Below are 13,061 nucleotides of genomic sequence, written 5' to 3' on the forward strand. Positions count from 1 at the left end.
CTTGCGAGGACGCTGTCAAGATAAAGATTTGAGGTTACGCTTCTTCACTGATAATGACTTGCTTCCCTCTGCGCTTTAAGAAGATAGGGATCAGCAACCACAGAAGCGCACAAACCAGAAAAGCAGCAGAAAGCGGCTTTGTCAAAAAGATGGAAAAGTCACCATTCGAGGTGGTCAATGCTCTTCTCATGTTATTTTCAATCATCGGTCCCAACACAAGGCCGAGGACGAGCGGTGCCAGAGGAAAGTCGTTTTTCGTCAGGTAATAGCCAGCTACCCCACAAATCACAAGCAAAATCAAATCAAACGTACTAATTTGCACAGCGTACACTCCGAAAACGGAAATCGCGATAATGAGGGGAATCAGGAAATGGGACGGTGTTTCAATAATTTTGGCGAATACTTTAACTAAGGGCATATTCAAAACGAGCAGCATTACATTCCCGATAAACATACTCGCAATTAAACCCCAAGCAATTTGCGGATGATCAGCGAATAAGAGGGGTCCCGGTTGTACGTTATACATCAGCAATGCACCCATTAAAATCGCAGTCGTACCAGACCCCGGTATACCCAACGTCAACAGTGGAATCATCGCACCACCAGACGCAGCATTGTTTGCAGACTCCGGCGCTGCTACACCAGCAATCGCTCCTTTTCCAAAACGGCTAGGATCTTTGCTCAGCTTTTTCTCAAAAATATACGAGAAGAACGATGCCAGGGTAGCACCAGCACCAGGCAAAACACCAATGAAAAATCCGAGCAACGAACCGCGTGCAATCGGTCCGGCACTTTCTTTTAGGTCTTGCTTGGAGGGCAGTACCCGCCCCACTTTAATAATTTCCTTTGAGGATTGATCGTCTTCGATAATCGTCTTGAACACTTCTCCAAGGGCAAACAAACCAACTGCTATCGTGAGGAACTCCAAGCCTTGGTACAAATCGGGAATATCGTATGTAAACCGCGCCACACCCGAAACGGTGTCCATCCCAATTGTCGCAAGCAAGAGTCCCATGACTGTCATAATGAGGGCTTTGGTCATCGACTTCCCCCCCAGTCCGCTGACCGCACACAAGCCGAGAAGCATGAGGGAGAAATATTCAGCAGGGCCGAATTTCAAAGCGAGATCGGATAATGGATCAGCCAAAAACACAAGAGCAATCAACGCCACGAGCCCCGCGACAAAAGAACCGATCGCTGCAATCGACAACGCTGCACCAGCACGTCCCTGTTTGGCCATCTGATAACCGTCCAATGTCGTAACGACAGAGGAGGATTCACCCGGTGTATTTAACAAAATGGATGTTGTGGAACCACCGTACATCGCGCCATAGTAAACGCCTGCCAACAAAATCAGTGCGCTAGCCGCCGCACTTTCAGGAGGTAAGCCAGAGGTCAAGGAAGCCGTAACGGGCATCAATAACGCGACTCCGCTCATTGGACCGATGCCGGGAAGGACCCCTACCGCAGTACCGATCAGAACGCCAATAAAGGCAAAAACAAGATTATGCCACTGCAGGGCAACGAGAAAACCATCCGCCAAAAATTGCAATGCACTCATGCTAATTTATCCCCTCCCTAGACGCCTAGCCAGGCAGGTAGTCCTGGAAGCGTACCTTTTAGCAAATGCACATAGATGACATAAACGCCTACTGAAAACAGCAAGGAAACGATTCCCGATTTCAGAACGCTTTTACTTCCCATCATGGTGAAGGCGAACATAAGGAAAGCAAAGCTCGAGATGACATAACCGAGTTTCTCCAACAACAATACATACAAGACTGTTGCTGCCAAAATCAATAAAAACCGCTTGTATCGCAGTGGACTCTGTGACTCGGATGAGGAAGCAGCCACGCCTTTCTTATAGGTCTCCCACAACAGTCGCAAGCTCAACAAGATCAGGATGATGCCAAGCCCAAATGGAAACATATTCGGCCCAACCTGACTGCCGTATGCACTAGACGAAATATTTTGACTTTCAGCGATAAAGAGTGCACCTACTGGCGCAAAAAACAGGCTGCCGATACGATCAAACATCAGGTTCATGTATACCTCCTAAGGTGTGGAAAAAGGAGGGGATGCCCCTCCTCTCCCTACTTCGACATACCCAGTGATGTCAACAGTTCTTTGACCTGCTTATCTTGTTCGTCCAGGAATGCCGAGAAAGCAGCAGCGTCCTTGTACTCGCTTTCCCAACCGTTTGCCGCCAATTCTTTTGTCCATGCCTCGTGCGTGGAAAGTTCTTTCAGCTTTGCATCCCAGTAGGCTTTTGCGTCTGCTGGCATATCAGCCGGTCCAAAGACCCCGCGCCAAATCGTGAACGTCGCATCTATGCCTTGCTCTTTTAACGTCGGAATCTCTTTCAAATCACCGCCGAGACGTTCATCAGAAGTAACGCCCAGTACACGGATTTTACCTGCTTTCAAATATTCACCCACGCTGGAAGCATCCGTTGCAATGATATCCGCATTACCGCCCAACAAGGCTGCCATTGCTTCTCCGCCGCCATCATAAGAGACGTACTTAACGCTTTTCGGATCAATTCCATACTTAGCTGCTGGCAATACCCCGATCAGATGATCCATCGATCCGGGAGCAGAGCCACCTGCCAGTGTAATTTTGCCTGGATCAGCCTTGATCGCGTCCAGCACGCTCTTGATGTCCTTGTGAGGTGAATCCGCTTTCACAACGAGGGTGCCGAAATCTTTCGTCATTTGCGCCAAGGGTGTGACATCTTTGTAGCCAAATGGGCTATTCCCCTCTTTTTTGTTATTGTTAATCAAGATAGGAGGAGAGCTCACGAATAATTTATAAGGATTGCCTTTGTCTTTGCTTACATACTCAGCCAAGAACACTGTTCCTCCGCCACCCGGCTTGTTTTCAACCGTGATGGTTTCTGTCACCAGTTTGCTTTCCGCCAATACCTTTGCTACCGAGCGAGCTGTCTTATCCCAGCCCCCACCCGCACCGGATGGAGCTACATATACGATCGGCTTTTCCGGGTATTTGGATGTCTCTGTGGCAGGCTGTGCTCCTGGACTTGCTGTTCCCGTATTTCCAGTACCTCCACCACAAGCAGCCAGTGCTAGTGTAAGAAAAGTGGACACTGTGATTAGCACTTTTTTTCTTTTCATCAAGCAAATATCCCCCTTAACCCGCTTATTTGTAAGCGCTATCACGCTTGAACATAATGTACCACCGCGGAAGCTAGGGGAATAGTTTTCGTGCATAAGGTCTATTTTGAAAATTAATCACTTTTTGTTCATATTGTTCATGGTACATTATGGAAGATAGCGATATTTTCTTTCCGGTCTGCCAACGGTGCCATAAATCAAGTCAGCACGCGCCTTTTTTTCCAGGACCAAGTATTCTAAATACCTTCTGGCCGTTGTTCGACTGGTTCCAATCTCGCGACCAATCTCCTCCGCCGAGACCCCCTTGTCTCCCGTCTGTCTGATCGCTTCGATTACTTTTTCCAGCGTTAGGAGGTCAATTCCTTTTGGGACGCTCACATCTCGATTTTTCGGAGTGACAAGTCTTCTGGTCAGCATTTGGTCAATGACTTCCTGATCTACCTCGACAGCTTCTCTCGTTCGAATGACATGCTCACGATAGCTTTCCAGCCGTTCACGAAAACGCTCGAAAACCAGCGGCTTGACAATGTAATCAAATACGCCGCCGCGCAGCGCTTCCTGTACCATTTCCATTTCCTTGGCTGCGGTGATCATAATCACGTCAACTTCGCGGTAATGTTGCCGAATATGCCAGACCAGCTCCGTTCCCAACATATCAGGCAGATACACATCCAACAAAACGAGCTCGGGGCGCGTACAAGACAGCAATTCTTTGGCATCCGTACCATTCGTTGCTGTAGCAATGACTTCAAAACCTTCTATCTTGCTGACAAACCGCTTGTTGATATCGATAATTCGCATATCGTCCTCGACGATGAGAACCTCCAGCTTTCTCAAGACGCCACCTCCATTCTTTTGCGTAGGGATACTGTGAAAAGTGCGCCTCCTAGCTCGCTTTTGCCAACGAGAATATAGCCGTCCAATTCATTAATGATTCCATGCGCCTTGGCCAGACCAATTCCACGATCTTCACCTTTTTTCGTTGAGAAACCGTGTTCGAATATTTTTTCTCGCAGTTCTTCCCCAACTCCCGGTCCTGAGTCCTCGATTTCAAACATGATCTCATCGCCCGTGTCAGACAAATAACACTCCACTCGTTTATATTCGACACTTGGCTCATTGACGGCTTCCAACGCATTTTGGATCAGCGTCCCCAATAAAACCACGATCTGCTGCCGATTAATCGTCGGCGGGAGCTCCTTCAAGTGACTGTCGTGATGGATGACGAATTGTATTTTCAGCTCCTTGGCTCGATTGTGCATGCCTAACAGCAAAGCCCCTATTAACGGATCGGGAATTTGCTTCGCCAAAAACAAAATCATCTCTTGCTGTGCGGACGTTTCACTCGTAATCAACTCGACCGCTTCCTGAATCGAACCAAGCTGCAACAAACCGGAAATGGTATACAACAAATTGTGAAATTCATGTGTTTGGGCGCGAAGTACATCCGCATAACGCCTCGCCTGGGACAATTCTGAAGCTAGCTGGTCAATTTCCGATTTGGGACGAAAGCTGCTGACTACTCCTACCACCTTCCCACCGAACTTGATTGGAAGTCGATTCACAATGATTTCTTTTCCGCCCATAATCGACTCGCGATCTAATTGATGCTCGCCGGATTCCAGAACTTCTGGCATGCGACTGTCTGGTAGCACTTCCACTATTTCTTTGCGATGAAACCCTTCTTCCGGTAAGTTCAAAATACGAATGGCAGCCTTATTCATCATCGTGATGCGATTATTGCGGTCAATCGCCACGATGCCTTCGCGGACTGACTCTAGGACAGCATTTCGCTCTACGTACAAGGATGCGATCTCCTCCGGCTCCAATCCTAAAATTAAGCGCTTTAAATAGCGGCTGAGTGCAATGGCACCAGCAACACCGCACAACAAGGCGAGAAGAGTCAAAATCAATATGCGGTCTTGATAGAGGTCAATGGCCTCCTCGATATCTTCCAGCAGAAACCCAACGGATACGATCCCGATGATTTCCCCTTGATCATTTTTGATCGGCACCTTCCCTCGTAATGAAGGGCCCATACTGCCAACAGCTTTCGATATGTAAGATTGACCTTGCGAAAGTCCTGGCTCGTTATCTCCACCCACCATTTCCTTTCCAATCCGTTCCGGAATCGGATGCGCATACCGAATTCCCTCATGGTTTCCCACGACCACAAACTCTGCTCCGGTTTGCACACGGACGTTTTCAGCGATGGGTTGAATGAGTGAAGGAGGGTAATCGCTCGAAAATGCATTACGCAGCTCTGGATCGCTGGCAACAATCTTCGCCACACTCAATGCTTTTTTGCCTACTTGCTCTTCGATCGAAGACGCAACAATGGAAGAACACACCGCACCAACTGACGAAACAATCAGAATAATGACAATAGTAATCAATAAGATCATTCTGGTTTGCAAAGATATTCGGATTTTTCTTGTCGTCACAGCTTGCTCCCCCCTTGCTTCATCTTACCATCCCCATTAGGTAAAAAGGTAGAATCATTCCCATCGTCAATGACGAATCTTGTCGTTGTAGGCTGCGTTTTTACGACAAAAAATCAGGTATTAGGCCTTCTTTCCCCCAATATAATGTTACAACTTGTATTCAAGACAAACTAGGGCGCTTGTCCGAATACGAGACATCTTGAAAAGCAAAGGAGGGAAAGAAGTGAAGACGCAAACGGTATCAAATGGAATCGTTACCCTGACAAAAGAAGGCGAAGATGCAATCAAGAACAGTCCGCTTTATAATGAAGGGCTGCGGCCGACGAGGACAGCAGAGCACACATGGACATCTTACAACTTCGCCAGCTTGTGGATTGGTATGTCGATCTGTTTGCCGACGTATGCAATGGCGGCAGGGTTAATTTCCTTGGGTATGAACTGGTGGCAGGCCATTTTGACGATCATTCTCGGTAACTGTATTGTCCTTATTCCTATTCTTCTCAATTCTCATGCCGGGACGAAATTCGGCATTCCGTATCCTGTTTTTGCGCGCCTCTGGTTCGGCTCCAAAGGAGCGCACATCCCTGCTGTTGCACGCGGTTTGATTGGTGCTGGCTGGTTTGGCATCAACTGTTGGTTCGGAGGTGCTGCCATCGATACACTCCTCATGTCGATGACAGGCTGGGCAAATGTTCCCGGACATCTCTGGATATCCTTCTTTGGCTTTTGGCTGTTAAACGTATGGGTCGCGTATCGAGGTCCCGAAGCGATCAAAAAAATGGAGGCTTGGGCTGCTCCCGTCCTGATCATTATGAGTTTGGCTCTCCTCGTCTGGGCGCTTACGAAAGCAGGCGGATGGGGACCGATGCTCTCTGCCCCTTCGAAATTCACTACCACTGCAGAATTCCTGAAGGTTTTCTTCCCAGCATTGACGGGAGCGATTGCTTTTTGGGCAACAATGGCCCTCAACATTCCGGATTTCTGTCGGTATGCCAAAAGTCAAAAAGCCCAAGTCATCGGACAATCCTCTTCGTTGCCGACCACGATGGGTTTCTTCTCGTTCATCGGAGTTGCTGTCGCTTCTGCTACTGTCGTTATTTACGGAGAAGCGTTGTGGGACCCTGCTGCCGTGTTGGCCAAATTCTCGCCTTTCGCCATTTTCCTCGGAACAATTGGAATCATTCTTGCCACATTGACGACCAACGTAGCGGCCAATATCGTTGCTCCCGCCCGAGCAGTGGAGAATCTGGCCCCTCGCCGTCTCTCGTATGAAGCCGGCGCCATCATCGCCGGGGTCGTGTCACTCTTGATGCAGCCTTGGTACATTTTAGAGAACTTCGGCAACTACATCTTTTTATGGCTCGGAACGTATGGAGCCTTGTTAGGCCCGATTGATGGAATAGCCATCGCCGACTATTGGCTCGTGCGCAAGCGGCGCATTCATTTAACAGAGTTGTACAAAACAAACGGGATCTACAACTACAAAACAGGCTTTAATGGCAGAGCCATCTGGGCAATGCTAATCGGGATTGCGATTCCTTTTATAAGTAAATACATTCCGGGCTTAACCATTATTTGGGACAATGCTTGGACTGTCGGACTACTGATCTCACTCGTGATTTACACGTGGATGATGAAAAATGATGCTTCGATCTTGAGTGCCAACGATTACGAGAAAATCACGGCAAACAACAAACAAACGATTGCTTCCTAATAGCAAGCTACCAAAAAAGACTGGCGGCCCTCATTGGGTTTGCCAGTCTTTCGTTTTCCTTACTTACCTAAGTCGATAGTCACCGTCTCTTTCTCACACATCAAGCACAGATAGAATCGCAATCTCTTCAATTTGAACATCAGGCTCATAGCAAATATAATACGTTAGCTCCGGGCTGATCCGGTACCGAATCCCCCGATACCCACATGCAATCAAATACGCACGCACCTTATCCCCTGTCCATTGCAGCCACTCTTCATAGCCCATTCCGTTTTGTCTCTGTTCGAGTTCCTCTTCTGAAAAAGCAGCACGCAATGCATCGATGCGCAGTTCATTTTCCCCATAGCGCTCGTCCAAACAAACGAGACCCTGCAAATGAAGCCGCTGGCTCAGCACCACTGCCTTCTCCCCATTGGTTTCTGCATGACAAATCGCATACTGTGCGGCGATTTCCGGATTGCTCACCAAGTAAACACCAGCCCCAAACACTGCCTTTGCACTCGCACCGTTTGTAAAATGACGCCGTTCTGCCCTCTCATACTTTTGCGCTTTCACGACGCGAAGTCCCTCGCCATATTCGACCCCTCGATATACAGTCTGCCTCATCCCTGAACGCTCCTTTTGACTCTGATGGAATCCTTCCAATGATGTGAAAAGGAGGAAGGCGCGTTTCCAGCACCTCCCTCACTCTTTTATTAAGGTAATAGCTTTACCATATCTTCGTAAGTCTCCGGTCTGCGATCCCGGTAAAATTGCCACGTATCCCGTACCTCATGAATTTTGTTGCGATCCATTTCAGCGACAATAACCTCATCCTGATCCCTGCTCCCCATAGCGACAAATTGTCCGCGCGGATCGACCAAGTACGATTGTCCGTAAAACTCGCCCATATTCCACGGTGCTTCAGTCCCTACCCGATTGATCGCAGCCACATAATAACCGTTGGCTACCGCATGAGCAGGCTGCTCGAGCTTCCACAAGTATTCGGATAAGCCCGCTACCGTCGCGGACGGATTAAAGACAATCTCTGCTCCGTTCAAGCCAAGCAATCGTGCGCCTTCTGGAAAATGACGGTCATAGCATATATAGACCCCGACCTTGGCAAAAGCGGTTTCAAAAACGGGATACCCGAGATTGCCGGGCTTAAAGTAATATTTCTCCCAAAATCCGCAGCCACTGCTGCCCACTCCGACATGCGGAATATGCTGCTTGCGATATTTGCCCAAATACGTGCCATCCGCATCAATCACTGCAGCGGTGTTGTAATACGTACCGATCCCGACGCGTTCGTACACAGGTAAAATGAGTACGGTTCCTAACTCGCGAGCTAGGGAAGAGAAATGTTGCACAGTCGGCCCATTTGGGACTTCTTCTGCTGACTCATACCATTTCGGTTGCTGTTCGGCACAAAAATACGGGCCGTAGAAGATTTCTTGCAGACAGATGATTTGTGCCCCCTTGGCCGCCGCCTCCCGCACCATCCGCTCATGCTTCTCAATGGCTTTTTCTTTGTGCAAATGAACCGGTTCGTCTCCGTCGACATCGTTTTTCGCCTGAATCAAGCCGATACGAATGATATCTGCCATAAACGCCCTCCTCGCCTTTTTACGCTCTCCCTTATTACGGTCTTGCAAAGGTCGATCGTTTTACAAAGCGTCCAGCCCCGGCTTGCCCGACGAATTGCTGATCGCGAATGACAAAAGAGCCCCGCGAAAGTACCGAAATAATATCGCCGTTCACCACCATTCCTTCAAATGGATTGTAGTCGACATTCATGTGGTGAGTTTCAACGGAGATCGTTCGTTTCAAAGTTGGATCAAACAATACGATATCCGCGTCTGAGCCTACCGCAATCGTTCCTTTCTGCGGGAACATCCCGAACAGTTTGGCTACTTTTGTAGAGGTCATATCGACGAATTGATTGAGGCTGATCTTGTCCTTCGCTACCCCTTCCGAGAAAAGGAGGCGCATCCGATCCTCAATGATTGGTCCACCGTTCGGGATTTTCGTGAAATCCCCTAGCCCCAGCTCTTTTTGACCGGAGAAATTAAAGGCGCAATGGTCAGAGCCAACCGTTTGCAAGATGCCGTTTTTCAACGCGCTCCACAAGACGTCTTGATTCCACTTTTCCCGGAGCGGAGGGGACCAGACGTACTTCGCTCCTTCAAAGCCCGGCTTCTGTAGATCTGTAATATCGAGCACCAAATATTGCGGGCATGTCTCCCCGTACACATTCCACCCCTTTTCGCGAGCCTCTGCGATCCGGCGCACCGCTTCTGCACACGATACATGCACGACATACAGCTGGGCATCTGCCAGTGCAGTCAATGCAATCGCACGTCCTGTCGCTTCTCCTTCTGCTTCAGGTGGACGAGTGTAGGCGTGGTACACGGGGTCTGTCTGCCCTTTTGCAATCGCCTGCTTGATCAAATAGTCCAGAACGTCTCCATTTTCTGCATGAACCTGTACCAGGGCACCTAGCTCCTTAGCCCGAACCAGCGTTTTAAATAGCGTCTCATCATCGGCCATCAGCACATTTTTGTAGGCCATGAATACCTTGAGCGAAGTTATCCCTTCATTTCGTACGACTGCTCCCAATTCCTCGAGCACTTGATCGTTCGCATCTGAAACCATCAAGTGGAAGCCATAGTCGATAACCGCTTTGCCCCTTGCTTTTTCGTGCCAGGTCGAAATAGATGAATGCAACGGCTCTCCTTTATTCGTCAGGCAAAAATCGATGATGCTCGTTGTCCCTCCAAATGCCGCTGCCTTCGTGCCTGTATAAAAATTGTCGGAAGTAACCGTTCCGCCAAAAGGCATATCAAGATGGGTATGTGGGTCAATCCCTCCTGGGAAAACATAGTATCCGGTAGCATCGATCATTTCGGCATCTTTCCCATCCAGATTGGAGCCGATTGCAACTATTTTTTCCCCTTCGATCAAAATGTCCCCCTGATACGTGTCTGACGCTGTCACGACTGTGCCATTTCGAATCCATTTTTTCATCCGATGATCATCTCCCCTTCAACCCGTCACCGAGTAGACATGCCTTCTCTTGTACACGCTATGCACCCCACGCCGAAAACATGACTACACTACAGCTCACAGCTGCCACCCGCAGCCAAAGCAGCCTGTCGCTGATTCCAGCTAAGAGGGGCTTTGTCGCTCGGGATTTCGACCATCTCGATCGTTCCTTCCACTGGACAAACAATGGAGCACAAATTACAGCCTACACAATCCTCTTCTCGTACAACTAAGCGCTCTTTGCCAGTCGATGGATCAGGAACAATGTCAATGCATTGATGCGAGGTGTCCTCACAAGCGATATGACACTTGTTGCAATTGATACAGGTCTCTTCATGAATGCGCGCCACGACCTTGTAATTCAGATTCAGATGTCCCCAATCCGAGTACGTATGCACGGCTTTTCCGACAATGTCCATCACGGAGGCAATTCCGCGCTGATCCAGGTAATTATTAAGCCCATCAATCATGTCTTCCACGATCCGGAATCCATGATGCATGGCGGCTGTACATACTTGAACACCCGTTGCACCCATCAGCAAAAATTCAACGGTATCGTGCCAATCCGAGATACCTCCAATGCCAGAGATCGGGATACCAACCTTGGGATCGCGTGCACATTCTGCGACCATGTTCAGAGCGATTGGTTTGACTGCTGGTCCACAATAGCCGCCGTGTGCCCCTTTTCCATCCACATGTGGGATCGGCAGCCATTTGTCGAGATCAACCCCCATCAAGCTGTTAATTGTGTTGATCATGCTAATGGCATCGGCTCCTCCCTGACTCGCGGCCCGTGCAGTAAAGCGAATGTCCGTAATATTTGGGGTGAGCTTGACGATGACAGGGGTTTGGGCGACTTCTTTTACCCATTCGACCTGTTGCCTGATCAAATCTGGATGCTGACCGACCGCAGAGCCCATCCCGCGTTCTGCCATGCCGTGCGGACAGCCGAAATTCAGCTCCAGACCGTCTACACCAATTGCCTCCACCTTTTTGACAATCTCGTGCCATGCTTCCTGTTTATGTTCAACCATGAGCGAAGCAATCAACGTGTGCTTCGGAAAGCGACGCTTCGTTTCATCCATTTCCTTCAAATTGACCTCAAGCGGTTTGTCCGTAATCAGTTCAATGTTGTTGAAACCAAAGACGCGCTGTCCCCCGAAGTTCAGACCGGCAAAGCGAGAAGTGACGTTGATGATCGGCTCTCCGAGTGTCTTCCAGACCGCGCCACCCCAGCCCGCTTCAAAGGCACGCTGTACTTGGTAGCCTGAATTGGTCGGTGGTGCAGAGGCCAACCAGAATGGATTCGGGGACTGGATTCCCGCCAGATTAATGCTGAGATCTGCCATGATAGGTCTCCTCCTTTATACTGGCTGTTTTTGATCACGGAGCGATTGGTGGATGGCATAAGCCGCTCGTTTCCCGTGATTGGCTGCATCGACTACCATCGCATCTGTTTTGCCTCCACCAAAAATGACATCGCCCGCTGCGTAAACTTTGACATGGGAGGTTCGATAGGTGCCTTCCTCGACCTCAACAATCCCATTGCGATGCTGGAGCCCGAATGCTTCAATCAATGACAAATGTCTGTTTTGTCCGATCGCCTTCACGACATAATCTACTTCGATGACAAAATGACTGCCCGGAATTTCTACTGGACGCTTTCTACCTTTCTCATCCGGCTCACCTAGCTCCATTCGCACGAGTTCCAGTCCCTTCACTCGGCCGTTTTCCTCGATTACACGGGTTGGGGCAACGAGCCAGCGGAATTCTACGCCATCCTGCTTGGCGAATTCGTATTCAAACTGATAACAGGACATCTCTTGAACGGTCCGCCGATACAAAATCTGAACATTGTCTGCACCCAGCCGTTTGGAACAGGTGGCAGCGTCAATCGCCGTATTGCCCGCACCAATAATGACGACTTTTTTGCCGAGCATCTCGTCTGACAGTGGTTTAGTCTTGGTCTCCTCCACGAGTGCAATGGCATCGAGGACACCTTCCACTTCTTCTCCCGGGATATGAAGCTGAGGGACATTGCCCATACCGACTGCCAACAGAATAGAATCATACTGGTCCAATAGCTCCTCTGTCCCTACATCCACGCCGATTCGCGTATTCGTACGTATCTCTACCCCCAATGCCTCTACTTGCTCTACTTCCCATAGCGAAATTTCCTGTGGCAGCCGGAACGACACGATGCCGTACGTGTTCAATCCTCCCGCTTTTTCCTTTGCTTCAAAAACCGTAACCGCGTAGCCGAGACGCGCAAGCTCACGCGCTGCTGATAATCCCGCCGGGCCTGCTCCGACGATGGCTACCCGTTTACCATTTGTTTCGCCTTTTGAAAAAAGCGTTGCTTGATTTTCGATTGCCCAGTCTGTCGCATGACGCTGGAGAAGGCCGATCATGATGGGCTTGGAGGCCGAATTGAGTACACAGGCCCCTTCACACAGCTCCTCTGTTGGACATACGCGCGCGCAGCTCGCCCCGACGGGATTCGATTCCATGATCGTCCGGGCTGATCCGAACAAATTTCCGGTCGCAATTTTTTTGATGAAGGAAGGGATGTCAATCGACGTGGGACAAGCCTTGATACAGGGTGCGTCGTAGCAATACAGGCAGCGATTCGCCTCATGGATGGCTTCCATCGGTTTTAGGGCAGGCACGACTTCCGCGAAATTTTTCGCGAGCTCATTCGATATGCTCATCGGTCCACAACCTCCTCACCAGATCTAAACATGC

The 13,061-nt window shown here is 49.4% G+C and carries 11 protein-coding genes; 1 reads left to right on the forward strand and 10 read right to left on the reverse strand.

The features are described from left to right. Window positions 1-34: 34 nt before the first annotated feature. From KB186_RS01995 to KB186_RS02015, 5 genes are all read right to left on the reverse strand, one after another. A complete protein-coding gene (locus tag KB186_RS01995; RefSeq protein ID WP_232773015.1) occupies window positions 35-1,561 on the reverse strand; it encodes a tripartite tricarboxylate transporter permease in 1,527 nt (508 codons plus the stop codon). A 17-nt stretch (window positions 1,562-1,578) separates the two neighbouring features. After that, a complete protein-coding gene (locus KB186_RS02000) occupies window positions 1,579-2,046 on the reverse strand; it encodes a tripartite tricarboxylate transporter TctB family protein (protein ID WP_232773016.1) in 468 nt (155 codons plus the stop codon). Window positions 2,047-2,093: 47 nt separating this feature from the next. Beyond that, window positions 2,094-3,134, reverse strand: coding sequence for a tripartite tricarboxylate transporter substrate binding protein (locus KB186_RS02005; RefSeq protein WP_221868655.1), 1,041 nt, complete (start codon window positions 3,132-3,134; stop codon window positions 2,094-2,096). A gap of 147 nt (window positions 3,135-3,281) precedes the next feature. Next, the gene (locus tag KB186_RS02010; RefSeq protein WP_229088232.1) at window positions 3,282-3,935 is read right to left on the reverse strand and encodes a response regulator; all 654 of its coding nucleotides are present in this window, start codon (window positions 3,933-3,935) and stop codon (window positions 3,282-3,284) included. A gap of 32 nt (window positions 3,936-3,967) precedes the next feature. Further along, window positions 3,968-5,578, reverse strand: a complete 1,611-nt coding sequence (locus KB186_RS02015; protein WP_232773017.1) for an ATP-binding protein — start codon at window positions 5,576-5,578, stop codon at window positions 3,968-3,970. Window positions 5,579-5,801: 223 nt separating this feature from the next. Between KB186_RS02015 and KB186_RS02020 the strand changes: the two genes are divergently transcribed. Then, window positions 5,802-7,292, forward strand: a complete 1,491-nt coding sequence (locus tag KB186_RS02020; RefSeq protein ID WP_221868598.1) for an NCS1 family nucleobase:cation symporter-1 — start codon at window positions 5,802-5,804, stop codon at window positions 7,290-7,292. Window positions 7,293-7,385: 93 nt separating this feature from the next. On the opposite strand, the gene KB186_RS02025 is transcribed toward KB186_RS02020, so the two are convergent. From KB186_RS02025 to KB186_RS02045, 5 genes are all read right to left on the reverse strand, one after another. Further along, window positions 7,386-7,898 (reverse strand): hypothetical protein, encoded by a 513-nt coding sequence (locus KB186_RS02025; RefSeq protein ID WP_232773018.1) that lies wholly within the window; start codon window positions 7,896-7,898, stop codon window positions 7,386-7,388. Window positions 7,899-7,987: 89 nt separating this feature from the next. Continuing rightward, window positions 7,988-8,878: a nitrilase-related carbon-nitrogen hydrolase gene (locus KB186_RS02030; RefSeq protein ID WP_173607848.1), complete on the reverse strand. Its 891-nt coding sequence runs from the start codon at window positions 8,876-8,878 to the stop codon at window positions 7,988-7,990. Between the two features lie 34 nt (window positions 8,879-8,912). After that, window positions 8,913-10,298, reverse strand: a complete 1,386-nt coding sequence (gene hydA, locus KB186_RS02035) for a dihydropyrimidinase (protein WP_232773019.1) — start codon at window positions 10,296-10,298, stop codon at window positions 8,913-8,915. An 89-nt stretch (window positions 10,299-10,387) separates the two neighbouring features. Continuing rightward, a complete protein-coding gene (preA, locus tag KB186_RS02040; protein ID WP_232773020.1) occupies window positions 10,388-11,665 on the reverse strand; it encodes an NAD-dependent dihydropyrimidine dehydrogenase subunit PreA in 1,278 nt (425 codons plus the stop codon). A 15-nt stretch (window positions 11,666-11,680) separates the two neighbouring features. Continuing rightward, window positions 11,681-13,027: an NAD(P)-dependent oxidoreductase gene (locus KB186_RS02045; RefSeq protein ID WP_221868604.1), complete on the reverse strand. Its 1,347-nt coding sequence runs from the start codon at window positions 13,025-13,027 to the stop codon at window positions 11,681-11,683. Between the last annotated feature and the right edge of the window lie 34 nt (window positions 13,028-13,061).

The sequence above is a fragment of the Brevibacillus sp. AF8 genome, from assembly GCF_021270385.1.
In the GTDB taxonomy this organism is placed as follows: Bacteria; Bacillota; Bacilli; order Brevibacillales; family Brevibacillaceae; genus Brevibacillus.